At 72.0% G+C, this 24,154-nt stretch carries 17 protein-coding genes; 4 read left to right on the top strand and 13 right to left on the bottom strand.

Annotated elements, in window-relative coordinates:
* Window positions 1-284: 284 nt before the first annotated feature.
* The 9 genes from ACIQ9P_RS37110 to eccD form a co-directional block, all read right to left on the bottom strand.
* Window positions 285-1,970 carry a ribonuclease J gene (locus tag ACIQ9P_RS37110; protein WP_402366227.1) on the bottom strand — a complete coding sequence of 562 codons (1,686 nt, stop codon included), beginning with the start codon at window positions 1,968-1,970 and terminating at the stop codon, window positions 285-287.
* A gap of 171 nt (window positions 1,971-2,141) precedes the next feature.
* A complete protein-coding gene (gene dapA, locus ACIQ9P_RS37105; protein ID WP_402366223.1) occupies window positions 2,142-3,041 on the bottom strand; it encodes a 4-hydroxy-tetrahydrodipicolinate synthase in 900 nt (299 codons plus the stop codon).
* Between the two features lie 260 nt (window positions 3,042-3,301).
* Window positions 3,302-4,033 (bottom strand): FAD-dependent thymidylate synthase, encoded by a 732-nt coding sequence (gene thyX / locus ACIQ9P_RS37100; RefSeq protein ID WP_402366220.1) that lies wholly within the window; start codon window positions 4,031-4,033, stop codon window positions 3,302-3,304.
* Window positions 4,030-4,521 carry a hypothetical protein gene (locus tag ACIQ9P_RS37095; RefSeq protein WP_402366217.1) on the bottom strand — a complete coding sequence of 164 codons (492 nt, stop codon included), beginning with the start codon at window positions 4,519-4,521 and terminating at the stop codon, window positions 4,030-4,032. Before ACIQ9P_RS37095 ends, thyX begins: the two co-directional genes overlap by 4 nt.
* A gap of 7 nt (window positions 4,522-4,528) precedes the next feature.
* Entirely contained in the window at window positions 4,529-5,275 is a 747-nt protein-coding gene (dapB, locus tag ACIQ9P_RS37090; protein ID WP_402366214.1) for a 4-hydroxy-tetrahydrodipicolinate reductase, read from the bottom strand.
* A 14-nt stretch (window positions 5,276-5,289) separates the two neighbouring features.
* Complete coding sequence (locus tag ACIQ9P_RS37085; protein ID WP_402366212.1) at window positions 5,290-6,678, bottom strand: M16 family metallopeptidase; 1,389 nt, start codon at window positions 6,676-6,678, stop codon at window positions 5,290-5,292.
* 69 nt (window positions 6,679-6,747) lie between these two features.
* On the bottom strand, window positions 6,748-8,955 hold the full coding sequence (locus ACIQ9P_RS37080; RefSeq protein ID WP_030397712.1) for a polyribonucleotide nucleotidyltransferase: 2,208 nt from the start codon (window positions 8,953-8,955) through the stop codon (window positions 6,748-6,750).
* A gap of 466 nt (window positions 8,956-9,421) precedes the next feature.
* Window positions 9,422-9,712 carry a 30S ribosomal protein S15 gene (gene rpsO / locus ACIQ9P_RS37075; protein ID WP_402366208.1) on the bottom strand — a complete coding sequence of 97 codons (291 nt, stop codon included), beginning with the start codon at window positions 9,710-9,712 and terminating at the stop codon, window positions 9,422-9,424.
* 200 nt (window positions 9,713-9,912) lie between these two features.
* Window positions 9,913-11,376, bottom strand: a complete 1,464-nt coding sequence (eccD, locus tag ACIQ9P_RS37070; protein WP_402366206.1) for a type VII secretion integral membrane protein EccD — start codon at window positions 11,374-11,376, stop codon at window positions 9,913-9,915.
* A gap of 452 nt (window positions 11,377-11,828) precedes the next feature.
* Between eccD and eccCa the strand changes: the two genes are divergently transcribed.
* Both eccCa and ACIQ9P_RS37060 read left to right on the top strand, forming a co-directional pair.
* Complete coding sequence (gene eccCa / locus ACIQ9P_RS37065; RefSeq protein WP_402366204.1) at window positions 11,829-15,776, top strand: type VII secretion protein EccCa; 3,948 nt, start codon at window positions 11,829-11,831, stop codon at window positions 15,774-15,776.
* 504 nt (window positions 15,777-16,280) lie between these two features.
* Entirely contained in the window at window positions 16,281-17,681 is a 1,401-nt protein-coding gene (locus ACIQ9P_RS37060) for an APC family permease (RefSeq protein ID WP_402366201.1), read from the top strand.
* 234 nt (window positions 17,682-17,915) lie between these two features.
* Here the strand turns inward: ACIQ9P_RS37060 and mycP are convergent, their stop codons facing one another.
* The 4 genes from mycP to ACIQ9P_RS37040 form a co-directional block, all read right to left on the bottom strand.
* Complete coding sequence (gene mycP / locus ACIQ9P_RS37055; RefSeq protein WP_402366198.1) at window positions 17,916-19,151, bottom strand: type VII secretion-associated serine protease mycosin; 1,236 nt, start codon at window positions 19,149-19,151, stop codon at window positions 17,916-17,918.
* 89 nt (window positions 19,152-19,240) lie between these two features.
* Entirely contained in the window at window positions 19,241-19,534 is a 294-nt protein-coding gene (locus ACIQ9P_RS37050; protein ID WP_093860323.1) for a WXG100 family type VII secretion target, read from the bottom strand.
* Between the two features lie 77 nt (window positions 19,535-19,611).
* Complete coding sequence (locus tag ACIQ9P_RS37045) at window positions 19,612-19,914, bottom strand: WXG100 family type VII secretion target (RefSeq protein ID WP_391390812.1); 303 nt, start codon at window positions 19,912-19,914, stop codon at window positions 19,612-19,614.
* Window positions 19,915-20,109: 195 nt separating this feature from the next.
* The gene (locus tag ACIQ9P_RS37040; protein ID WP_402366195.1) at window positions 20,110-21,798 is read right to left on the bottom strand and encodes a type VII secretion protein EccB; all 1,689 of its coding nucleotides are present in this window, start codon (window positions 21,796-21,798) and stop codon (window positions 20,110-20,112) included.
* 169 nt (window positions 21,799-21,967) lie between these two features.
* Between ACIQ9P_RS37040 and eccE the strand changes: the two genes are divergently transcribed.
* A complete protein-coding gene (gene eccE / locus ACIQ9P_RS37035) occupies window positions 21,968-23,365 on the top strand; it encodes a type VII secretion protein EccE (protein WP_402366193.1) in 1,398 nt (465 codons plus the stop codon).
* Window positions 23,365-24,138, top strand: coding sequence for a hypothetical protein (locus tag ACIQ9P_RS37030; protein WP_402366190.1), 774 nt, complete (start codon window positions 23,365-23,367; stop codon window positions 24,136-24,138). The genes eccE and ACIQ9P_RS37030 overlap by 1 nt, the downstream gene beginning before the upstream one ends.
* Window positions 24,139-24,154 lie beyond the last annotated feature (16 nt).

Genomic DNA, 24,154 nt, shown 5'->3' with positions numbered 1-24,154 from the left:
CTGTTGAGTTCTCAAGGAACGGACGCTTCCTTCAGGCGGCTTTCACACCGGCCCTCCGGGCGCTTCGTTCTTTCGTGTTCCAAGCTTATCAGATGTTTTCCGCTCCGTTTTCCGGAGTTTCATTCATCGAATTTGCTCTGGCCTTTCGGCGCTCCCGAACTCTAGCAGAGTTTTTCGGGCCGTTTTCCCGCTCCGTTCTCGAATTTCATTTCGAGTACTTCGACTGGGGGCCGTCCCGTGGGGCAACCCGGAGAACATTACGCACCGGGTTGCCCCACGTCAAATCACACCTCGACGACGACCGGCAGGATCATCGGACGACGACGGTAGTTGTCCGCCACCCACTTGCCGAGGGTCCGGCGCACCAACTGCTGGACCTGACGGATCTCCAGAACGCCGTCGCCCGCCGAGCGGTCGAGCGCCTCCTGGAGCTTGGCCGCCACCGGGACGAACGCGGCGTCGTCGATGCCGGAACCGCGGGCCTGGATGCTCGGGCCACCGACGATCTTGCCGTTGGTGGAGTCCACCACGACGAAGCAGGAGATGAAGCCCTCCTCGCCGAGGATCCTGCGGTCCTTGAGCGAAGCCTCGGTGATGTCGCCGACCGAGGAGCCGTCCACGTACACGTAGCCGGCCTGAACCTTGCCGACGATGCGGGCGACGCCCTTCTCCAGGTCGACGCAGACGCCGTCCTCGGCGATGACCACGCGGTTGCGCGGCACGCCGGTGGCGATGCCGAGATCGGCCGCCGCCCGCAGGTGGCGCCACTCGCCGTGCACCGGCATGAGGTTGCGCGGCCTGCAGATGTTGAAGAAGTACAGCAGCTCGCCGGCCGAGGCGTGGCCCGAGACGTGCACCTTGGCGTTGCCCTTGTGGACGACCTTGGCGCCCCAGCGGGTCAGGCCGTTGATCACCCGGTAGATGGCGGTCTCGTTGCCGGGGATCAGCGAGGAGGCGAGGACGACGGTGTCGCCCTCGACGATGCGGATCTGGTGGTCGCGGTTGGCCATCCGGGACAGCGCTGCCATCGGCTCGCCCTGCGAACCGGTACAGATCAGCACGACGTCCTTGTCCGGCAGGTCGTCGAGCTGCTTGACGTCGACGACCATGTTGCCGGGGACCTTCAGGTACCCGAGATCGCGCGCGATGCCCATGTTGCGGACCATCGAGCGGCCGACGAAGGCGACCTTGCGCTTGTGCTCGTGCGCGGCGTCCAGCACCTGCTGGATCCGGTGCACGTGGCTCGCGAAGGAGGCCACGATGATGCGCTTCTCGGCGCTCGCGAAGACGTTGCGCAGCGCGACCGAGATGTCCCGCTCGGACGGGATGAAGCCGGGGACCTCGGCGTTGGTGGAGTCCACCAGCAGCAGGTCCATGCCCTCCTCCGCCAGCTTGGCGAAGGCCGGCAGGTCGGTCAGCCGGCCGTCGAGCGGCAGCTGGTCCATCTTGAAGTCACCGGTGGCGACGACCATGCCGGCGGGCGTGCGCACGGCCACGGCCAGCGCGTCCGGGATGGAGTGGTTGACCGCGATGAACTGGCAGTCGAAGGGGCCGATCCGCTCGCGGTCGCCCTCGGCGACCTCCAGCACGTACGGGCGGATGCGGTGCTCGGCGAGCTTGGCCTCGATGAGCGCCAGGGTGAGCTTCGACCCGATCAGCGGGATGTCCGGGTTCTCCCGGAGCAGGAACGGGACGGCGCCGATGTGGTCCTCGTGGCCGTGCGTGAGGACGATGCCGTCGATCTTGTCCAGACGGTCCCGGATGTAGGTGAAGTCCGGGAGGATCAGGTCGACGCCGGGCTGCTCGTCCTCGGGGAAGAGGACGCCGCAGTCGACGATGAGAATGCGGTCCCCGTACTCGAAGACCGTCATGTTGCGGCCGATCTCGCCGAGACCGCCGAGCGGGGTGATGCGCAGGGCGCCCGCCTTGAGGGCCGGCGGGGTGCCGAGTTCGGGATGCGGGTGGCTCAAAAGACTCTCCTCACGAAGCACGCCATATGTCCGGGGTCCTCCCCCGCGAGACATATGGCGTGCGTTCTCGGTGTCGGTTTTCCTACCAGGTCTGTGCTCTCGCGCCTTCGGTCCGGTCCAGCGGCGGGCCCGTGAGGGTCCGGCGAGCCGGGGCGCGCACGTCGATGTCTGTTACAGGTCTACCCCGCCGGCGGCGAGATCCTTCTTCAGTTGCGCGATCTCCTCCGGAGTCGCGCCGATCAGGGGCAGACGGAGCGGGCCGGCCGGCAGACCCAGGAGGTCCAGCGCGGCCTTGGTGAGAATCACGCCCTGGGTGCGGAAGATACCGGTGAACACCGGCAGCAGGCGCTGGTGGACCGCCGTGGCCTTGGCCACATCGCCGGCCAGGTGGGCCTCGACCATGGCCCGCAGCTCGCCCGCGACCACGTGCCCGACCACGCTCACCACACCCGCGGCCCCGACCGACAGCAGCGGCAGGTTGAGGATGTCGTCGCCGGAGTACCAGGCGAGGCCGGAGCGGGCGATGGCCCAGGAGGCGGCACCGAGGTCGCCCTTGGCGTCCTTGTTGGCCACGATCCGCGGGTGCTCGCCCAGCCGGACCAGCGTCTCGTGGCTGAGCGCGACGCCGCTGCGGCCCGGGATGTCGTACAGCATGACGGGCAGTTCGGTGGCGTCGGCGATCCGCACCGTGTGCTGGTACAGGCCCTCCTGCGGGGGCTTGCTGTAGTACGGCGTGACCGACAGCAGCCCGTGCGCGCCGGCGGCGGCGGCCTGCCGGGCCAGGTCGACGCTGTGGTGGGTGTCGTTGGTGCCGACGCCGGCCACCACGTGGGCCCGGTCGCCGACCGCCTCCACCACGGCTCGGACGAGCTGGGCCTTCTCGGCGTCGCTGGTGGTCGGGGACTCGCCGGTGGTGCCGTTGACGACGAGGCCGTCGTTGCCGGAGTCGACGAGGTGCGCGGCGAGGCGCTGGGCGCCGTCGAGGTCGAGGCCGCCGTCGGCGGTGAACGGTGTCACCATCGCGGTCAGGACCCGGCCGAAGGGCGTCTGGGGGGTGGAGGTCGGAGCCATGTGTCCAAAACTACTCGTAGGCGGTGGGGCGACACCCAGGCCGGTCCACGGTTCGGACGGGTGTGCCTCCGGAACAGTCCGGGATCGTCCCGGTACGGCCCCCGCGGAACCGGTGCCAGCAGCGGAAACATGGGATTCCGGTGCTGCGTGCTCGGGGGTTCAAGCAGCACCGGAATCCGTGTTCACGAGCGTAGGGAGAGGTCGGAAATGCCGCAATCCAGACATGCCCGACACTCCCCCCGGATGCCCGTCACCGCAGGTCAGGGGGCGACCCGGCCGTGCTTCTCGAAGGCCGCATGGGTGAGCGGCATGAGCTCCGCCCACTGCTCCTCCATCCGCTCGGCGACCATCTCGATCTCGCGCTGCGGGAACGACGGCACCACCGCGTACTCGCGTTTGGTGCGCAAGGACAGGAAGTGCATCAGCGAGCGGGCGTTGCAGGTCGCGTACATCGAGGAGAACAGCCCGACCGGCAGCACCGCACGCGCGACCTCCCGGGCCACGCCCGCCGCCAGCATCTCCTGGTAGCGCTCGTAGGACTCCCGGTAGGCCGCCTCCATCGAGGCCGTGACGGTGTCGTACTGCTCGGGAGTGCCGTCGACGAACTCGTACCGGCCGGGGCGCCCCCGCTGGACCAGCTTGCGGTCCTCGTCGGGGACGTAGAAGACCGGCTGCAGCTCGCGGTAGCGGCCCGACTCCTCGTTGAAAGACCATCCGCTGCGATGGCGGTGGAATTCGCGGAAGACGAAGATCGGCGCGCTGATGAAGAAGGTCATCGAGTTGTGCTCGAACGGCGTGCCGTGCCGGTCGCGCATCAGGAAGTTGATCAGGCCCGCGGACTTGTCCGGGTCCTCCTGGAGGGCTTCGAGGGACTGCTCCCCCGCCGTCGAGACCCGGGCCGACCAGATGACGTCGGAGTCCGCGGCGGCGGCGCGGACCAGATCCGCGGTGATGTCGCCGCGGAACCGGAGAGCGGTCGTTTCCTCGCTCAAGCGTTGCTCCTCGCAGGCTTGCTCATGGTGCCGGTGGTGGTGTCGGTGGTGGTACCGCGGTGCAGCCGGATCGCGTGCTGCATGGCCTTGCGGGCGCGCGGCACGTCGCCGGCGTCGGCGTAGGCGACCGCGAGCCGGAAGAAGGCCCGCCAGTCGCCGGGGGCGGCCTCGGCCTCGGCCTTGCGGCGGGCGAACACCGCGTCGGCCGAGGCGCGGTCGATCCGCCCGGCGTCGGTGCGCTCCAGCTCGTCGACCGGCAGGCCGCCCTCGGCCTCCAGCTCGCGGGCGAGCCGCTCGCTGTCCCGTCCGAAGCGGACCGTCTGGCGCAGGAACCACAGGCCGACGACCGGGATGACGAAGGCGCACAGGCCCAGGCCGATGCCCAGCGGCTTGCCGGTGGCGACCAGTTGAACGCCCTCGCCGACGCAGATCAGCGCGACCAGGGCGAGGACCGCGGAGAGGACGAAGAAGCCGGTACGGGAGGTCATGCCGGGCTCACAGGTCCAGGAAGTGTTCGAGGCCCAGGGTGAGCCCGGGCGTCTCCACGACCTTGCGCACACCGAGCAGGATGCCCGGCATGAAGCTGCTGTGGTGCAGCGAGTCGTGCCGGACGGTGAGGGTCTCGCCCTCGTCGCCGAACATCACCTGCTGGTGGGCGAGCAGGCCGCGCAACCGCACCGAGTGCACCGGCACCCCGTCGACGTCGGCGCCGCGGGCGCCGGGGAGACCGTGGGTGGTCGGGTCCTGCTGCGGCGCCCGGCCGGCCTCCGCGCGGGCGGCGGCGATCAGCTGGGCGGTGCGGGTGGCGGTGCCGCTGGGGGCGTCCGCCTTGTGGTCGTGGTGCAGTTCGACCACCTCGACCGACTCGAAGTACTTGGCCGCGGCCTGCGCGAACTTCATGCCGAGCACGGCGCCGATGGAGAAGTTCGGCGCGATCAGCAGGCCCAGCTCCGGCGCGGCGGCGAGCTGCCCCCGGACGGTGGCGAGCCGCTCCTCGGTCCAGCCGGTGGTGCCGGTGACCACGTGGATGCCGTGCGACAGGCAGTGGTCGAGATTGCCCATCACCGAGTCCGGATGGGTCAGTTCGACAGCGACCTGGACCCCGGCGTCGGTCAGCTCGGAGAGGTCCGAGCCCCGGCCGAGGGTGGCGACGAGCTCCAGGTCCGGGGCGGCCCCGACGGCCTTGACGGCCTCCGAGCCGATCCGGCCCCGGGCGCCGATGACGGCGACTCGCAGCGTCATGGTGAGTAGTCCCTTCAGGCCAGCAGGTCGGCCAGCTTGGCGGCCCGCTTGTCGGTGATCGGGCCGATCAGCGCGAGCGAGGGCCGGTACGCGCCCAGCACATCACGGGCGACCTCGTGCACGTCGTCCAGGGTCACCGCAGCTATCTTCGCCAGCATGTCGTCCACCGACAGGTGGTGGCCGTAGCTGAGTTCGGCCTTGCCGATCCGGTTCATCAACGAGCCGGTGTCCTCCATGCCGAGCACGGTGGAGCCGGAGATCTGGCCGACCGCCCGCCGCAGCTCCTCCTCGGTGATGCCCTCGGCGACCACCTTGGCGAGCTCCTCGCGGCAGATCCGCAGCACCTCCTCGACCCGCTTGGGCTGGCAGCCGGCGTAGATGCCGAACAGGCCGCTGTCCGCGTAGGAGGAGGAGTACGAGTACACCGAGTAGGCCAGGCCGCGCTTCTCCCGCACCTCCTGGAACAGCCGCGAGCTCATCCCGCCGCCGAGGGCCGCGTTGAGCACGCCCATCGCCCAGCGGCGCTCGTCGTGGCGCGGCACCCCGGGCACGCCCAGCACCAGGTGGGCCTGCTCGGTGGAGCGGTTGAGCACCTCGACCCGGCCGGCGGTGCGCACCGCCTTGACGCCGCGGCGGGCGTCGGCGGGGGCGGCCTCGGACTTGGCGAGCATCGGCGCGAACGCCTGCTCGACCTGCCGGACGACCTTGCGGTGGTCCAGGTTCCCGGCCGCGGCGATCACCAGGTGCTCGGGCCGGTAGCGGCGGTGGAAGAAGTTCGCGATCTGGTCGCGGGTGAGCGACCGGACGGTCTCCTGGGTGCCGAGGATCGGGCGGCCGAGCGGACCGCTGCCGAAGATCACCTTGGCGAAGAGGTCGTGGACGACGTCACCCGGGTCGTCCTCGGCCATCGCCATCTCCTCCAGGATGACGCCGCGCTCGGCCTCGACGTCCTCCGGGCGGATCAGCGAGCCGGTGAGCATGTCGCAGACCACGTCGATGGCCAGCGGCAGGTCGGTGTCGAGCACCCGCGCGTAGTAGCAGGTGTTCTCCTTGGCGGTGAAGGCGTTCATCTCGCCGCCGACCGCGTCCAGGGCGGCCGAGATGTCCAGCGCGCTGCGCCGCTCGGTGCCCTTGAAGAGCAGGTGCTCCAGGTAGTGCGTGGCGCCGTTGAGCTGAGGGGTCTCGTCGCGAGAGCCGACCCCGACCCAGATGCCGAAGGTCGCGGAGCGCACCGTCGGCAGGGTCTCGGTGACGACGCGCAGGCCGCCGGGAAGGACGGTGCGGCGCACGGTTCCGGCGCCGTCCGCGCCCTTCAGCAGGGTCCGGGTCGTGCCGGGGCGCTGCGTCGCCGCCGAGGCCAGGGCCACGGGGGTACCTCCGTAGAAAGCAATCCGTCGAAGCATGGGGGGACAACAGGGTGCGGCCCGCACGCCGCTGGGGGCGTGCGGGCCGCGGGATCAGCTAGCGGCGCTTCACTCGGAAGCGGCCTCGCCGTTCTCCTCGCCCTCGACCACCGGGATCAGCGAGAGCTTGCCGCGCGGGTCGATCTCGGCGATCTCGACCTGCACCTTGGCGCCGACGCCGAGGATGTCCTCGACGTTCTCGACGCGCTTGCCGCCGGCGAGCTTGCGGATCTGCGAGATGTGCAGCAGACCGTCCTTGCCCGGCATGAGCGAGACGAAGGCGCCGAAGGTCGTGGTCTTGACCACGGTGCCCAGGTAGCGCTCGCCGACCTCCGGCATGGTCGGGTTGGCGATCTGGTTGATCGTGGTGCGGGCGGCCTCGGCGGCCGGGCCGTCGGCGGCACCGATGTAGATGGTGCCGTCGTCCTCGATCGTGATCTCGGCGCCGGTGTCCTCCTGGATCTGGTTGATCATCTTGCCCTTGGGGCCGATGACCTCACCGATCTTGTCCACCGGGATCTTGATGGTGATGATGCGCGGCGCGTTCGGGGACATCTCGTCCGGGGAGTCGATGGCCTCGTTCATCACGTCGAGGATGTGCAGGCGGGCGTCGCGGGCCTGCTTCAGCGCGGCGGCGAGCACCGACGCCGGGATGCCGTTGAGCTTGGTGTCCAGCTGCAGCGCGGTGATGAAGTTGCGGGTACCGGCGACCTTGAAGTCCATGTCGCCGTACGCGTCCTCGGCACCGAGGATGTCGGTGAGGGTCACGTAGTGGGTCTCACCGTCGATCTCCTGCGAGATCAGGCCCATGGCGATACCGGCGACGGCGGCCTTCAGCGGCACACCGGCGTTCAGCAGCGACATGGTGGAGGCGCAGACCGAGCCCATCGAGGTGGAGCCGTTGGAGCTCAGCGCCTCGGAGACCTGGCGGATGGCGTACGGGAAGTCCTCGCGGGACGGCAGCACCGGCAGGATGGCCCGCTCGGCCAGCGCGCCGTGGCCGATCTCGCGGCGCTTCGGCGAACCGACGCGGCCGGTCTCGCCGACCGAGTACGGCGGGAAGTTGTAGTTGTGCATGTAGCGGCGGCGGGTCTCCGGGGAGAGCGTGTCCAGCTGCTGCTCCATGCGGAGCATGTTCAGCGTGGTGACACCCAGGATCTGGGTCTCGCCGCGCTCGAACAGGGCCGAGCCGTGCACCCGCGGGATGGCCTCGACCTCGGCGGCCAGGGTGCGGATGTCGGTGACACCGCGGCCGTCGATGCGGACCTTGTCCTTGATGACGCGCTCGCGGACGGTCTTCTTGGTCAGCGCGTTGTAGGCGGCGCTGATCTCCTTCTCGCGGCCCTCGAACTCGGGCAGCAGCTTCTCGGCGGCCAGCGCCTTGACGCGGTCCAGCTCGTTGTTGCGCTCCTGCTTGCCCGCGATGGTGAGGGCCTGGGCCAGCTCGTCCTTGACGGCGGCGGTCAGCGCGGCGAGCACGTCGTCCTGGTAGTCCAGGAAGACCGGGAACTCGCCGGTCGGCTTCGCGGCCTGGGCGGCCAGCTGGGCCTGGGCGGCGCAGAGGACCTTGATGAACGGCTTGGCGGCGTCCAGACCGGCGGCGACGATCTCCTCGGTCGGCGCCTCGGCGCCGCCCTCGACCAGCTTGATGGTCTTGTCGGTGGCCTCGGCCTCGACCATCATGATCGCGACGTCGCCGTCCGGCAGGGTGCGGCCGGCCACGACCATGTCGAAGACGGCCGACTCCAGCTCGCTGTGGGTCGGGAAGGCCACCCACTGGCCGTTGATCAGCGCGACGCGGACGCCACCGATCGGGCCGGAGAACGGCAGGCCCGCGAGCTGGGTGGAGGCGGAGGCGGCGTTGATGGCCACCACGTCGTACAGGTGGTCCGGGTTGAGCGCCATCACGGTGACGACGACCTGGATCTCGTTGCGCAGGCCCTTGACGAAGGACGGGCGCAGCGGGCGGTCGATCAGGCGGCAGGTGAGGATCGCGTCCTCGGAGGGCCGGCCCTCGCGACGGAAGAACGAGCCGGGGATGCGGCCCGCGGCGTACATCCGCTCCTCGACGTCCACGGTCAGCGGGAAGAAGTCGAAGTGCTCCTTCGGCTGCTTGGACGCGCTGGTGGCCGACAGCACCATGGTGTCGTCGTCCAGGTAGGCCACGGCGGAGCCGGCGGCCTGACGGGCCAGACGGCCGGTCTCGAAGCGGATGGTACGGGTGCCGAAGGAACCGTTGTCGATCACGGCCTCGGCGTAGAACACGTTCTCTTCCACCTGGAAGATCTCCTCTTTCGTACGTTCTCCGGGAGAGCGTCCCCGCGTAATCGCCTGCGTGCTGACCCTGGACGGTCCGGGCCGGTCTTCGATCGAAGCCTCCGGCGGTTCCCCGCTTCGGTCTGCGGGGCCTCCGGCGGCCACTACCGAGGACCGGCGCCTCTCGGCCGGCCGGGTATCGGACGGGCGGTCCGCGTCTGGACGCTCTCTCGGATGCGGGCGGCTTCCGTTTGAAGCCTTCGTCCCGCGGGGGGTTCGGGTCCTGCTGCCCGGTGGCGCGCTTTCGGCGCCATCACCGGCATGCCCACAACCCTACGGTGCAATCCTCGGGCACCCGGGGAGGTGCGCGCGAGTTGTTATCGCCGGTCGGTGCGCGTGGGCGCCGCGGTGGGCACCCCCGTCACCGGTCGCGGCATACGCGCGAGGGGCGGCTCCCCGGTGTGGGGAGCCGCCCCGTGCGGCGTTCTCAGCGGGCGCCGCCGGCGGCACCGCGACGGATGCCCAGGCGGTCGACGAGCGTACGGAAGCGCTCGATGTCCTTCTTGGCCAGGTACTGCAGCAGGCGGCGACGCTGGCCGACCAGGATCAGCAGGCCACGACGCGAGTGGTGGTCGTGCTTGTGGGTCTTGAGGTGCTCGGTCAGGTCCGAGATGCGGCGGGAGAGCATGGCGACCTGGACCTCGGGGGAGCCGGTGTCGCCCTCCTTCTGGCCGAACTCGGTCATGATCTGCTTCTTGATGTCAGCGGCGAGAGGCACTGAAACTCCTTCGAGGTGATACCGAGCGTTCCTGGTTTACGGCACAGGACTCTGCGAGAACTCGGTGTCGTGTACGGGCGCGGCCGACGGGCGTCGTCCCACCCGGGGACGGACACACGGCTGCGCTCGGAGGCCAAGCGTACCAGTGCCGTCGGCGCGGACCGTCGGCGGCCCCGGCGCGCGGACCGGGGACACGCGGTTCAGCCGGTGGCGCCGCGGACCAGCCGGTAGACGTCGAGGACGGCCAGCACCAGCGGGACCAGCGACATCAGGGTGAGGCTGTCGACCAGGTCCAGGACGCGCCCCCAGAAGGGGGAGACCCCGAGCCGCGGCACCACCAGGGCGATCGCGGTGAGGACGGCGGCCCCGAAGGCGATCGAGGCGGCCAGCCAGACGGTGCGCAGGTCGGCGCCGGTGGAGCCGGGGCCGATCCGCAGCACGAACTGCGGGGTGTGCAGGGAGAGTCCGACGATCAGCAGCGACAGGCCGAGCAGCCCGGCGGTGGTGAGCGCGAAGACCTGGGCGCTGTAGCGGAACAGCCGGGCCCGGAGCATGACGGCCAGCCCGAGGACGAGGGCCAGCAGTTCGGGGAAGGTCCGGTCGGTGAAGCCGAGCACCGCGCAGGCGCCGACGACCACCGCGGCGCAGCCGCCGACCAGGCCGACCAGCACCTCGTGGCCGCGACGGGCCTGGTGGGCGATCCGCTCGTACTGGACCAGTTCGGCGCGGGCGGCCTCCTCGTCGTGGTCACGGCCCCGGGCGCGGGTCTGGCCGGGGGCGCTGTAGCCGACCGGCAGCCGGGCGAAGCGGGCGGACAGGCCGGGCAGGAAGCCGATCACGGCGACGGCGGCGACGCCGGTGACGGCGGCGATGTGGTGGACCGGGGTGCCGGGCAGCAGGACGGCGGCGAAGGTGGCGAGCGCTCCGGCCGCGGCCAGGAAGGCGGCGGCCACGAACAGGGAATCCTTCTCCGGCAGCAGGCCGACCAGCAGGACGGCGACCACCAGGACGGCGACGCAGCCGGTCAGGAACTGGAGCCGGCCGGGGCCGTCCAGCGGGCCGCCGGTCGGCGCGAGGACGCCGCTGCCGGCGATCAGGGCGTGCGGCAGGGCGCCGAGGCCGAGCGCGAGGCCGGCCCAGGCGTCCCGGTAGACCCGGGCGCGGACGCCGGCGAGGGCGGTGAGCACCACCGCGACGACGCCGGAGAGCACGCCGGGCACGCCGTGCATGTCGTGGCGCAGGTCGGCGAACCAGAGCGCGAAGCCGAGCAGGGTGAGCAGCACGCCGGCGCCGACGAGGCCGAAGGCGCGCATCAGCTCGGGGCTCCAGAACCGGCGGTCGGTCTCGCCGGCGGTGGCGATCGCGTCGGCGACGTCGTCGTAGACGGCGGGCGGCAGCGACTCGGCGAACGGGCGCAGGTTGAGCAGGTCGCCGTCGCGCACCTGCTGGGCGGCGAGGGAGCGGCCGCCGTCGAGCACGGTGCCGTCGCGGCGAACCAGGTGGAAGCCGGTGGGGACGCCGTCGGGCTGGGTCTGGCCGGACAGTCGCAGCACCTCGGGGTACACGTCCGCGAGCGGGACGTCCTCGGGCAGGGCGACGTCGATCCGGCTGTCCGGGGCGACGACGGTGACCCGGCAGAAGCCGGTGGTCGCGGGTGTCGTCATGCCCGTACCTCGTTCGCTCGACGCACTGGGCGCTCCCCCTTGATGACGGTGTTCGGTGACGGTGTTCGGTGCCGGGTGCTCGGCGCCGGTGCGCGGTGCCGCGGGCCGGCGGTCGGCCGGTGCGGCGCCGGCGGTCGGCCGGTGCGGTCCTCGCGCGGGGCGCCGGCCGGGCGGAACCGGCCGGGCGCGGCCACGAGTTGGCGCGGCGTTACCCTACCCGCTCGGTTCGTGCGCGGCCCCGTGGAGGGCGGGCGGGGCCGCGGGCGCGGGCCCCCAGTAGGATCGGCCCCTGCGCAGGGCGGCGGGGGCCGCGCGTTCCTCCCCGGATGCCTGCGGTCGGCGGAGCGGGGGCGGCGTCACACGGGGCGTCCTCACCCGTACGGATCCTGTTGCGTGAGGGCTGATGCCGTAGTGATCTTGCGAAGCGTTCGTGACCGGGGGGTGGGGCGCGCATGGGCGTGATCATGGTCAAGCGGCCGCCCCGGGCCTATCCGCCCGCGGTGCCGGACGAGCCGGTGGAGCTGGTGCCCCCGCCCGAGCTGCCCCGTTCGGGCGGCGAGGACTGGGTGATGAGCATCCTGCCGATGCTCGGCATGGGCGGTTCGGCGGTGTTCTTCTTCGCCCCCGGCGCCCAGGCCCCGATGAAGATCATGGGCGGTCTGATGATCGTCTCGACGGTCGGCATGGCGCTCGCCCAGATCGTCCGGGCCCGCAAGGGCGGCTCCACTGCCACCGCGGACGAACGGCGCGACTACCTCAAGTACCTCCAGCAGATGCGCCGCCAGGTGCGCCGGACCGCCGAGCGGCAGCGCGGCGCGCAGCTGTTCCTGAACCCCGAGCCGGACCAGCTGTGGTCGATCGTCGCTGACGGCCGACGGCTGTGGGAGCGGCGGGCCGGCGACCCCGACTTCGCGCAGATCAGGGTCGGCCGCGGACCGGTCCAGCTGTCCACCCCGCTGGTGGCGCCGCAGACCGCGCCGATGGACGAGCTGGAGCCGCTCTCGGCGGCCGCGATGCAGACCTTCCTGAACGCCCATGGCACCCTGCAGGACCTGCCGTTGGCGATCTCGCTGCGCGCCTTCTACCACATCACGGTCTGCGGCGACCCGGACACCGTGTACGGCAATGTCCGGGCGATGATCGCCCAGCTGACCACGCTGCACTCGCCGGACGACCTGCTGATCACGGTCGCGGCGGCGCCCGGCGCGGTGGACGAGTGGGAGTGGACCAAGTGGCTCCCGCACAACCAGCACCGCAAGGAGAGCGACGGCGCCGGCTCCCGGCGGCTGATCGCCACCGGGCTCGGTGACCTGGAGCTGATGCTCCAGGACGAGCTGGCCGGCCGGCAGCGGTTCGTCCGCGACGCCGCCCCGGCCGCCGACCAGCCGCACATCGTGGTGGTCATGGACGGCGCCTCGGTGCCGCACGACTCGCTGCTGGCCGGGGCCGAGGGCGTGCACGGGGTGACCATCGTCGAGGTGGTGCCGGGCGACCTGGACGAGCCGAGCGGGCATCTGATCGTCACCGTGTCGCCGGACGCGCTGGTGCTGCGCTCGGCCTCGGGCGCCACCTACACCGGCAAGCCGGACACCCTCGGCGCATGGCAGTCCGAGGCGCTGGCCCGGCAGCTGGCGCCGTACCGGGCCTCGGCCGGCGGCGACGACGAGCCGCTGCTCTCCAACCTGGACTTCACCGACCTGATGAACTCCGGCGACCCGGGCTCCTTCGACGTGACCCGCAGCTGGCGGCAGCGGGCGCAGCACGAGCGGCTGCGGGTGCCGATCGGCGTCGGGGCCGGCGGCGAGCACGTGTACCTGGACCTCAAGGAGGCCGCGCTGGAGGGCATGGGCCCGCACGGCCTGTGCGTCGGCGCGACCGGCTCCGGCAAGTCCGAGCTGCTGCGCACCCTGGTGCTGGCGCTGGCGATGACGCACTCCTCGGAGACGCTGAACTTCGTGCTCGCCGACTTCAAGGGCGGCGCGACCTTCGCGGGCATGGCGGACATGCCGCACACCTCGGCGGTGATCACCAACCTGGAGGGCCAGCTGACCCTGGTCGACCGGATGCGGGACGCCATCGAGGGCGAGCTCAACCGGCGCCAGGAGCTGCTGCACCGGGCGGGCAACTACGCGAACATCCACGAGTACGAGCGGGCCCGGGCGGCCGGCGCCGCGCTGGACCCGCTGCCCTCGCTGGTGCTGATCATCGACGAGTTCTCCGAACTCCTCACCGCCAAGCCCGACTTCATCGACATGTTCATCCAGATCGGCCGGATCGGCCGCTCGCTCGGGGTGCATCTGCTGCTGGCCTCGCAGCGTCTGGAGGAGGGCAAGCTGCGCGGTCTGGACACCTATCTCTCGTACCGGATCGGCCTGCGGACCTTCTCCGCGGCCGAGTCGCGGGCGGCGATCGGTGTCCCGGACGCCTACCACCTGCCGCCGGTGCCGGGTGTCGGCTACCTGAAGTTCGGCACCGATGTGATGGAGCGGTTCAAGGCCGCCTACGTCTCGGGGGCCTACCGGGCACCGGGGCAGCAGCGGTCGACCGGCGGCCGGCTGCTGTCCGCGCGCCCGGTGCGGTTCACCGCCGCCGAGGTACCGGTGACCGAACCACTGGTGCAGGAGGTCGAGCCGGAGGTCGAGGAGCAGGACGACGCCCTGGCGGACACCGTGCTGGACGTGTTCGTGCAGCGGATGGCGGGCCAGGGTCCGGCCGCGCACCAGGTGTGGCTGCCGCCGCTGGACGCGCCACCGAGCGTGGACCAGCTGCTGCCGCCGCTGCAGGCGACCGCCGAGCGCGGGCTGACCGCGCCGCAGTCCGGCGCGCTGGGCCGGCTGCGGGTGCCGGTCGGCATCGTCGACAAGCCGCGCGACCAGAAGCGCGACATCCTCGACCACGACTACGCGGGTGCGGCCGGCCACGGACTGGTGGTGGGCGGCCCGCGCTCGGGCAAGTCGACCATGATCCGCACCACGGTGGCCTCGTTCGCACTCACCCACACGCCGCTGGAGACGCAGTTCTACCTGCTCGACTTCGGCGGTGGCGGCTTCCAGTCGCTCCAGGACCTGCCGCACGTCGGCGGGGTGGCCGGGCGGCTGGACGCGGAGAAGGTGCGTCGGATGGTCTCCGAGGTGCACGGGGTGCTCAACCGGCGCGAGGAGCTCTTCCGCAGCACCGGGATCGACTCCATCGGCACCTACCGGGCCCGCCGGGCCGCCGGCACGCTGCCGGAGGAGCGGTTCGGCGACGTCTTCCTGGTGGTCGACGGCTGGAACACCTTCAAGCAGGAGTTCGAGGCGCTGGAGCCGGTCATCGGCGACATCGCCCAGCGCGGCCTCGGTTACGGCGTCCACCTGATCGTCACCGCGACCCGGTACGCCGAGGTCCGGCCGGCGCTCAAGGACCTGCTGCAGAACCGGACCGAGCTGAAGCTCGGCGACGCGATGGAGTCCGAGGTGGACCGCCGGGTGGCGCAGGCCGTGCCGGCCGTGCCCGGCCGGGGCGTCACCCCGGACCGGCTGCACTTCCTCACCGGCCTGCCCCGGCTGGACGGCTCCGGCTCGGTGGAGGACCTGCAGCACGGTGTGACCGGGCTGGTCCAGGCCGTCGCCGCGGCCTGGACCGGTCCGCGCGCGCCGCAGGTGCGGATGCTGCCGCCGGTGCTGGACGGACAGTCGCTGCCGAAGGGCTTCGAGCACCCGGAACGGGGTGTCGCCTTCGGCGTGGACGAGGCGGAGCTGGCGCCGGCCTTCGTCAACTTCGAGACCGACCCGCTGTTCATCGTGTTCGGCGACACCGAGTCCGGGAAGTCCGCGCTGCTGCGGATGCTGGTCAAGCAGATCACCGAGCGGTACACCCCGGACCAGGCCGGGATCGTGGTCGGCGACTACCGGCGCGCGCTGCTCGGCGTGGTCCCGCCGGAGTACCTGGTCGAGTACGCCGCCGCCCAGCCGGCCATGAGCTCCGTGGTCGAGATGCTGCGCGGGGCCTGCTCGCGCCGGCTGCCCGGGCCGGACGTGACCGCGGAGCAGCTGCGCAACCGCAGCTGGTACAGCGGCAAGGACATGTTCGTGGTCGTGGACGACTACGAGCTGGTGGCGACCTCCTCGGGCAATCCGCTGGCCGCGCTGACGGAGTTCCTGCCGTTCGCGCGCGACATCGGACTGCGGGTGATCGTCGCGCGCAGCGCCGGCGGCGCGGGGCGCTCGCTGTACGAGCCGTTCATGCAGCGGATGCGGGAGCTGGGCGGGCAGGGTGTGCTGCTGTCCGGCAACCGGGACGAGGGACCGCTGCTGGCCAACGTCAAGCCGCAGGCACTGCCGCCGGGCCGGGGTGTGTTCGTCTCGCGCCGGATCACCAGTGGGCAGATGGTGCAGACGGGCTGGCTGCCGGCGCCGTAGTCGCGGCGCCCGGTCGGCACGCGCTCCGGTCGTCACGGAGGGCCGGTCGTCACGGAGCGTGTGGGAAGGGGTCGGATCCTCGGGGTCCGACCCCTTCTCGCGTCCCGGGTGCCGAAACGTTACCTGGCTCTTTCAGCCGGAGGGCTGCGGTTCCCGTACCTGGCCGGGGGCGGCCCCACGACCTGGGGGCTTCCGGTCGACCTGCCTCCGCATTCGGTCGCAACCTTGGATTGAGGCGCGCAATGCCACGTTCACCTTGGATTCAGGTGCCATGTGGCGAAAGTAACAAGTCGGGCATGCATAGTGATGACGATAAGTGATCATCAGATCGCATGTTTGTGCGCACGGTGACAACGGATTCCGAAGCAATTCCGGCATTGACGCGATCGATACGGCCAAGGTTCCATGGCGGCCCGGGAGCGACAGGACCAGAACCGAGCAGACAGCCAGCGGAGGCGATACCGCTCCCTCTCCAGGACCGCACAGAGCCGATCGGATGCCCCGATGACCGACACGCTTCGCCCACCGACCGCCCCGGCCGTCGCGGGCGCCCCCGCCGCCCCGCAGACGCTCAAGCGTTCGATCGGCGTCGTGGGCGGCACACTGCTCACGCTGTCCTGCGTCACACCGGCCTCCACGCTCTTCGTGATCGTCCCGGAGCTGTTCTCCAGCATCGGCAGCGCCACCGCGCTGGCCATCGCGATCGGCTCGGTGCTCTGTATCGCGGTCGCCTTCTGCTACTCCGAGCTCGGCACCCTGATCCCCAGCGCCGGCGGCGAGTACGCCATGGTCGGCACCCTGGCCGGACGGCTGGCCGGCTGGCTGGTGTTCGTGCTCTCGCTGATCGTGGTGATGATCGTCCCCTCGGTCATCGCCCTCGGCACCGCCGACTACCTGGCCCCCGTCCTGCACGTGGACAAGCCGCTGGCCGGCGCCGCGGTGATGCTCGCCGCCACCCTGGCCGGCCTGCTGGACCTGCGCGCCAACGCCTGGATCACCGGCGTCTTCCTGGTGCTGGAGGTCGTCGCGGCCGGCGTCGTGTCCGTGCTCGGCTTCGCCCACGCCAACAGCGGCGCGCCCAGCATGCTGCACGGCGTGGTCACCGGCGAGGACGGCGTCACCACCACGGTGAGCGTCGGCGCGATCATCGGAGCCCTCGGCATCGCCCTCTTCATCACCCAGGGCTTCTCCACCGCCGTCTACCTCTCCGAGGAGCTGGAGAACCCGCGCCGCAACGTGTCCCGCACCGTGCTGTGGACGCTGGCGATCTCCGCCGCCGTCATCCTGGTCCCGGTCGTCGCCATCACCATGGGCGCCCCCGACCTCGCCACCCTCAGCTCCGGCGACATCTCCGGTCTGGTCACCGCCTGGAGCAACTCGGCCGTCGGCACCTTCATCAGCCTCTGCGTCGCGCTGGCCATCATCAACGCCGGCATCGTCATGGTCATCCAGAACTCGCGGGTGCTGTTCGCCTCGGCCCGCGACAAGGCGTGGCCCGGCCCGGTCAACCGCGCCTTCGGCACCCTGGGCCGGTTCGGCTCCCCGTGGGTCGCCACCCTCGCCGTCGGCCTCCCCGGCGCCGCGCTCTGCTTCGTCAAGGGCGAGCTGCTGAGCGAGATCACCGGCGTCGCCGTGACCGGGATGTACCTGCTGGTCGCGATCGCCGCGCTGCTCTCCCGCCGCAACCAGCACAAGCACGCCGCCGCCTGGCGGATGCCGCTGTGGCCGGCCGTCCCGGTGGTGCTGATCGCGGTGCTGGTCTACGTGATCACCCAGCTGGACACCGTGCCGCTGCTGTGGACCGGCGGCATCACCGCCGTCGCCACCCTCTACTGGCTGCTCTACCTGCGCCCCCGGCAGGACACCCGCTGGGTGATCACCCTCCCCGAGGACCAGCAGGACTGACCCCCGAACCCCCACCCCTCCCCCACACGGCAGTGCCCCGGGCTCCCCCTGGCCCGGGGCACTGCCGCGTCCGCGCCACTTCCGCGGCTTCCGGTCCGGGGCGAGCGCGATCGAGCCGGAGGCCGGGACCGTGGTGGCGGCGAGGTCAGGGGCGGGACGGGGCCGGGCGACGGGCCCGGCGGGCGGCGGCCCGGGGCCGGTGGCAGGCCCGGCGGCGGACTCGGGGCGACGAGGTCAGGGGCGGCGGCGGTGGTCGCGCAGGACGACGCCGCCGCCGATCAGCAGGGCGACCAGCAGCGCCCCCACGCCCAGGACATAGGTCGCGGTCCGGCCGTCGCGGTCGGCCTGGGTCTCGCCGAGGCCGAGCGGGCGGGGCACGATCGGGGCGGACGCCAACTGCACCGGCGGGTCGTCGGCCGGCTTGTCCGTCGGCACCGCGGGCGCGGTGGTGACGGCCTTCACCGGGTCGACCACGCCCCAGCCGATGTACTCGTTCGACCGGTGGTCGGTGCGCTGCGCGGTCTGCTCGATCCAGGCGCGCACCTGGCTCGGCCGCCAGTCCTTGTGCGCGCCGACCAGCAGCGCCGCCAGCCCGGCCACGTAGGGCGCGGCGAAGCTGGTGCCGTTGTCCACGCACTGCCCGCCGCGCGGGACGGTGGAGAGCATGTCGACACCGGGGGCGGCGACGTCCACGAAGTCGCCGTACTGGGAGAAGTAGGTGCGCTCGTTGTTGCGGTCGGAGGCGCCGACGGCGAGCACGGTGGGGAAGGCCGCCGGGTAGGTGTCGCCCTTCTTGCCGTCGTTGCCGGAGGAGGCGACCACCACCACGCCCCGGTTCTCGGCGTTGTCGACCGCGGCCTTCAGCTCCTCGTAACCGACGAAGCGGGTGTCGGCCGCGCCGCGCACGTCCTGCGAGATGTTGATGACCTTGGCGCCCTGGGCGACGGCCGAGTTGACGGCCTCCACCAGCGAGTGCACGTCGCCGTTGCCCTCGGCGTCGTTCTGCCGGATGGACAGCACGGTGGCACCCGGGGCGATGCCGACGAAGCCGGTCCGGTCGCTGCGGGACGCCGCGATGATGCCGGCCACCTTGGTGCCGTGGCCGACCAGGTCGTCCTTGCCGCCGCCCTCGACCCGCTTGCCCTCCTTGTCCTTGAGCAAGGAACCGCCGTCGAGGACCTTGTCGGCCAGCTGCGGGTTCTGGTCGTCCACCCCGGTGTCGATGACCGCGACCAGGACGCCCGCGCCGGTGGTCGCGCCGCCCTGCCAGAGCTCGTCCAGCACCATCCGCTGCAGCGACCAGGGCACGGCCTGCACGTTCTGGGCGTTCTTGCCGCACTCCCCCGCCGCCGAGACGCCCGGTCCCTCCGCCGCCGCCGGCACCGCCAGCGGGCCGCCGAGCAGCGTGAGCGCGGCCGCCGCCGCGGCCGCCGTCCGGTACCTGACCACCGGCACCCTGCCACCCCTCATGTCGTCCACCTGGTCGCGCGGTCGCGCCAAAGGCGGGTGCCCGCGCGGGGCACCCGCCCTTCGGCGCGTGGTACTGGGGCCGTGAACCGTCAGCCCGTCCAGAGGGTGGCGTTGCGGTTCTCGGTGTTCTGGTAGCTCTGGGCCGCGCTGTCCAGGGACTTGGCGATCTTCTCCAGGACCTCCTGGAGGTGCTCGGCGCGCTGGTCCCACTTGGTCTGGTGGGCCCGGTAGCCCTGCTGGGCGGCGCCCTCCCAGCTGCCCGAGATCTTGGTGACCCCGGCCTTCAGCTCCTCGAGCTGGGCCTTGATGGTCCCCGCGGTCCGGCGGACCTCCGAGCTGGCGTTCTTGATGGTCTCGAAGTTGACCAGAATGTGTTCGGCCACGATGTCTCCTAGTCGAGGCTGCGAGGCACCCCATCACCCGAGGGGTGCGTCGCCGGGTGAACGGACAGAGCCGAGGGTCAGGACGCGGCCGCGGAACCGAAGACGGCCTGCTGGTCGGCGTCCGCCTGCGAGTACTTCTGGGTCGTGAGCTCGATCGCGTCCTTGATGGCGCGCAGCGACTTGTTCAGTTCCTGGGCGTCGGTGTTGAACTGGCCCTGGAGATTGGTGTACGCCTGCGCGGCCTGGCCCTGCCAACCACCGGTGATCGAACCCACCAGGTTGTTGAGACCGTTGATCTCGGTGTTGATCTGGTTGATGACCTCGTCCATGTGCTTGGCGAAAGCCAGCATCTCCTGAGCGGTCGTCTTGAACTGACCCATGCTCTACCGTCCCCCATGAGACAGACCTTGAGTCCGGAGGGACCGTTCCCGGCCCCCCGGGCACCACCGGTGTGATGTCCTGCAGCACTGTAGTCGGCACACGCAGCTCACCCAACACCGGGCGACGGTCGGTTACCAAGCCATGACATCGTGGCCAATTCCTTTGCGGGCAGCGGCGGAAGGCCCCGGTGAACGCTAGGCGTTCTGCTGCTGGGCCGCACTCCTGGCGTTGAGCGCCGGGCCGGCCGGCACCAGGTTCGACCACTGCTGCGGCACCGGCGCCGGCTGCAGCCCCTGGTAGCCGAGCCTGGCCTGGTTGCCGCCCAGCTCCTCCGGCTGCGGCGGGCCGGACGGCGTCGCCGGCTGCCCGGACGATGCCTTCGGCGCGGCGGGCTGGGCGGGCGCCGCCCCGGACGGCTGGCCGGGCTGGGCCGGCGGCGCGCTCTGGCCGCCCTTGCCGCCCTCGCTGCTGGCCGGCACCGCGTACCGCAGACCGGTCTCGGTGATCAGGAAGTCCGTGCCGGAGCCGTCCGCCGCGTTGTCCAGCGCGCGGTAGAAGAGACCGTGACCCGGCGTCACGTGCGCGGTCGAGGTGCCGTTGCCGTACCGCACCGGGTACTCGGTCCCGGCCCAGACGCTGCGCCGCGGCGTCCGGCCGTCCTCCGCGACCCCGTCGAAGGTGCTGCAGACCACCGCCCGGGCGTCCTTCGGCGCCTGCCAGGAGTTGGCCGGCGCACCCGTCCGGGTGGGCCAGTCCGCGGCGCCCTCGGCCATCAGCGGCACGCTGCTGTTGACGGTGGCGTGCTCGGCCGGGGTGAGGTCGTCGATCCGCGGGCTCTTGTTGGCGTCCTGGTTGTACAGCGGCTGCAACAGCGGGTTCTGCCGGATCAGCTCCGCCTGGAACTGGCTGACCAGCAGCAGCTGGCTCTTCCCCACCACGTAGTGCTTCTCGCCGAACCGCACCAGCCGGCCGACCTTGCGGTCCTCCGGGTTCTGCAGCGGCACCGAGGAGTTGGCCGTCCTGGTGTCCGGGACCAGCCCGTCGATCCTGGGGAAGACGATGTCGCTGCCCGGCGCCAGGGTGTCCAGCCAGTCCTTCTTCACCTTCTGCGGGACGGCCGTAGACCCGAAGACGGCCCACATCAGTTGCGAGCGGGTGGTGTCGGAGTCCTCCGGGCCGCCGATCGCGTGCCGGCGGCCCTTGCTGTCCACCAGGAACAGCTTCAGCTTCCCCTGGCCCGCGGCCGGACCGGAGGCCGCCACCTGCGGATCCTCGGCCTGCTGGACCAGCAGCGCCTGGCCGACGTCCAGCATCCGGTCCTTCGCCCCGAGCGTCTCCGCGTCGGCGCCGCCCGCCACGAACACCGCCTGGTCGACCGTGCTCCCCTGCTCGTCGCCCGGCCGGTCGCAGACCGACCACTTCATCGGCCGGCTCGCGTTCTCCTTGCTGGGCAGCTTGTCCGGCGCGTACGGGATGCCGATCGTCGGACCGTGGTTGGGATAGCGGTCGAGCACTCCGTCGTCGACCACCACCACCTTGCTGTCCACCGGCAGCACCAGCCGCGCCGAGGCCATGTTCAGCACCTGGTGCAGCCGCTTCGTCCGCCCGTCCGGGTCGACCAGCACCACGTAGCGGGTGGTGCTCTGCTTGCCCTGGACGATGAACCTGCCCTCGTCCCAGCCCACCGGCGCGCTCGGCTTGAACACCCCCCACAGGCCGAAGCCGCCGATCACCAGCGCCCCCACCACCACGCTCGGCAGGATCGCCTTCACCGGGCGCGGCGCGTCCTCGTCGCTCCCCCCACCGCCGGGCAGCAGAAAGGCCCCGACCGTGCGCTTGCGGGCGAAGGTGTAGGCGTTCAGCTCGTCCCGGCGCGATGCCATGCTCGTCGTCTCCCCTGTCGGACCCTGCTCCCCGTGGCCTGCCACCCCCCGGGCGAGAACCGGCTCGAACCCTCTACGATGCGGCAGCAGACGGTGAGTACGGTACGGGTACGGTTCACGCACCGGCCAGCCGGGCCGCGACAACCGACCAGAGAGGGGCACTCGGGGGATGCCGAGCCAGACAGCTCCGGGGCGCCGGAACACGCCGCGGGGCAACGGTCCGCGCCGCTCCGCGCGGCGCGACGGGACCGACACCGCGGGCTCCCCCGCCCCGGGCCGCGACGGCGGCCCCCGGGGGGCCGTCACCGTCCGCGTCCACCCCCGGCCGGGACTGCTCGGCGGTCGGCTGAGGCTCCAGCAACTCGTGCTGGTCGAGGTCGCGGTGGCCCTGGTCGCGGTCGGCTGGACGATCAGCAGGACGGTCGCCGCCGGCTTCGGCGCGGTCGCCCTCGCCCTGGTCGCACTGGCGCTGGTGCCGCTGCGCGGCCGCACCCTCCCCGAGGCGCTGCGGGTGCGGGCCGCGCTCAAGGCCCGCCGCCGGCGGGCCCGCGCCCACCTCCCCCCGCCCGGCACCGACCCGGCGCTCGCGCCGGCCCTGGAACTCGAACCCGCGCTGCGCACCTGCACCCACGCGACCGAGGCCGACCTCGGCGGCCGCCCGGTGCGCCGGGAGACCGGCATGGTCGGCGACGGCACCTTCCTCAGCGCCGTGCTGCTCGTCCAGGCCAAGGATCTGCCGCTGCGTCCGGACCGCAACGCCCGGCCGCTGCCGCTGGACGTGGTCTGTTCCGCCCTGCGGGTCGACGACATCACCCTGGAGTCGGTCCAGCTCGTCCAGCACACCCAGCCGGCGCCCGCGCCGCACCTGCCCGAGCAGTCCCTGGCGGCCCGCTCCTACCGGGAACTCGCCGACGGCACCGCCACCCCCGCGCTGCGGCTCACCTGGGTCGCGCTCAAGCTCGACCCGGAACGGGCCGCCACCGCGGTACGCGCCCGGGGCGGCGGCGAGACGGGCGCCCGCAAGGCACTCCAGCGGGTCACCGACCAGCTGGCCGGGCGGCTCAACAGCGCCGGATTCGACGCCACCGTGCTCGACGAGCGCGAGCTGATCGCCGCCCTCGCCATCTCCACCTGCGTCAACCCGCTGGCCACGGCGGGCCGTCAGGGCACCGGCAGCGGCGGCGGCAGCGGACCGCGCACCCAGGAGACCAACCGGTTCTGGCGGGTCGACGACCGCTGGCACAGCACCTACTGGATCTCCCGCTGGCCGCAGCTGGGCCGCCCCGGCGGCGCCCCCGGCCGGATCGCCGTCCCCGATCTGGTGAACCTGGTCACCGGCGCGCCCGCGCTGGCCAGCACCTTCAGCCTGACCGCCGGTCACGGCACCGGCGGCTCGGTCACCCTCAGCGGCCACGTCCGGGTCACCGAGCGGAGCGAGAGCGAGGCCGTCGAACGCGGCCGGCAACTGGAGGCCCGGGCCCAGAGCGCCGGACTCGGCCTGGTCCGGCTCGACCTGGAGCAGGCGCCCGGCGTGCTCGCCACCCTGCCGCTGGGAGGTGCCTCCTGATGGCCCAGCAGTCCTACTCCGTCCCCGCGCCGCGGTCCGGCGCGGAGCCGCCGCCCCGGACCGGGCGCCGCCTGCTGCCCGGCTTCGGGCTGCGCGGCCCGCGCCGGGAGAAGCACGTGCTCACCCTCGCCGAGCTCGACGCGCTGTCCTTCCCGGTCGGCGACGACGGCGTGCTGATCGGCGAGGACGTGCACCGCTCCCGACCCGCCGTGCTCGGCCTGTTCCGCCCCGGCTCCTACGACCTGGTGCTGGTCGGCGGCCTCTGGACGGCGCAGGTCATCGCGCTGCGCGCGGCCGCCACCGGCGCGCGGATCGCCGTCGAGACCGCCCGCGGCCACCTCTGGGGACCGATGGCGCAGGCCGCCGGCGGCGGGCAGCCGTGCGTGACGGTGCACCAGCCCGGCCGGCTCGGACCGCAGGGCGCCTCGGTCACCTCGCCGGTGCTCGTGGTGCGCGACCTCGGTGCCCGCCCGCCGCGCAGCCGGCTCTCCGCCACGCCCTGGCAGACGGTCCTGACGGTGGTGCCGCACCTGGGGCCGAACGCCTCCCGGGTACTCAACGCGGCCGACCTGGTCGGGGTGCAGCGGGTGATGCCGGAGGAGGCCGAACTGATCGGGCGGGTGCTCTCGCTCGGACCGGCCGAGACCGCCGCCCTGCCGTCGCTCCCGGACGACCTGACGCTGTGGACGACCCGGATGAGCCGTCAGTACGTCCGGGTGGTCACCGGGCAGGCGGAACGCCAGGTCCTGGGCGGTCCGCGCCGCCTCGACTGACCCGAGGGGATCCGGC

This window comes from Kitasatospora sp. NPDC094019, assembly GCF_044764505.1.
Taxonomy (GTDB): domain Bacteria; phylum Actinomycetota; class Actinomycetes; order Streptomycetales; family Streptomycetaceae; genus Kitasatospora.
This window is presented reverse-complemented; position numbering and strand designations above follow the sequence as displayed.

What these genes read in the sequence shown, in the direction of transcription:
- dapA (WP_402366223.1), bottom strand. Translation starts at nt 3,041, where the DNA reads ATGGCTCCGACCTCCACCCCCCAGACGCCCTTCGGCCGGGTCCTGACC.
- dapB (WP_402366214.1), bottom strand. Translation starts at nt 5,275, where the DNA reads ATGACGCTGCGAGTCGCCGTCATCGGCGCCCGGGGCCGGATCGGCTCG.
- ACIQ9P_RS37095 (WP_402366217.1), bottom strand. Translation starts at nt 4,521, where the DNA reads ATGACCTCCCGTACCGGCTTCTTCGTCCTCTCCGCGGTCCTCGCCCTG.
- ACIQ9P_RS37085 (WP_402366212.1), bottom strand. Translation starts at nt 6,678, where the DNA reads ATGCTTCGACGGATTGCTTTCTACGGAGGTACCCCCGTGGCCCTGGCC.
- eccCa (WP_402366204.1), top strand. Translation starts at nt 11,829, where the DNA reads ATGGGCGTGATCATGGTCAAGCGGCCGCCCCGGGCCTATCCGCCCGCG.
- mycP (WP_402366198.1), bottom strand. Translation starts at nt 19,151, where the DNA reads ATGAGGGGTGGCAGGGTGCCGGTGGTCAGGTACCGGACGGCGGCCGCG.
- ACIQ9P_RS37040 (WP_402366195.1), bottom strand. Translation starts at nt 21,798, where the DNA reads ATGGCATCGCGCCGGGACGAGCTGAACGCCTACACCTTCGCCCGCAAG.
- eccD (WP_402366206.1), bottom strand. Translation starts at nt 11,376, where the DNA reads ATGACGACACCCGCGACCACCGGCTTCTGCCGGGTCACCGTCGTCGCC.
- eccE (WP_402366193.1), top strand. Translation starts at nt 21,968, where the DNA reads ATGCCGAGCCAGACAGCTCCGGGGCGCCGGAACACGCCGCGGGGCAAC.
- ACIQ9P_RS37030 (WP_402366190.1), top strand. Translation starts at nt 23,365, where the DNA reads ATGGCCCAGCAGTCCTACTCCGTCCCCGCGCCGCGGTCCGGCGCGGAG.
- ACIQ9P_RS37060 (WP_402366201.1), top strand. Translation starts at nt 16,281, where the DNA reads ATGACCGACACGCTTCGCCCACCGACCGCCCCGGCCGTCGCGGGCGCC.
- ACIQ9P_RS37045 (WP_391390812.1), bottom strand. Translation starts at nt 19,914, where the DNA reads ATGGGTCAGTTCAAGACGACCGCTCAGGAGATGCTGGCTTTCGCCAAG.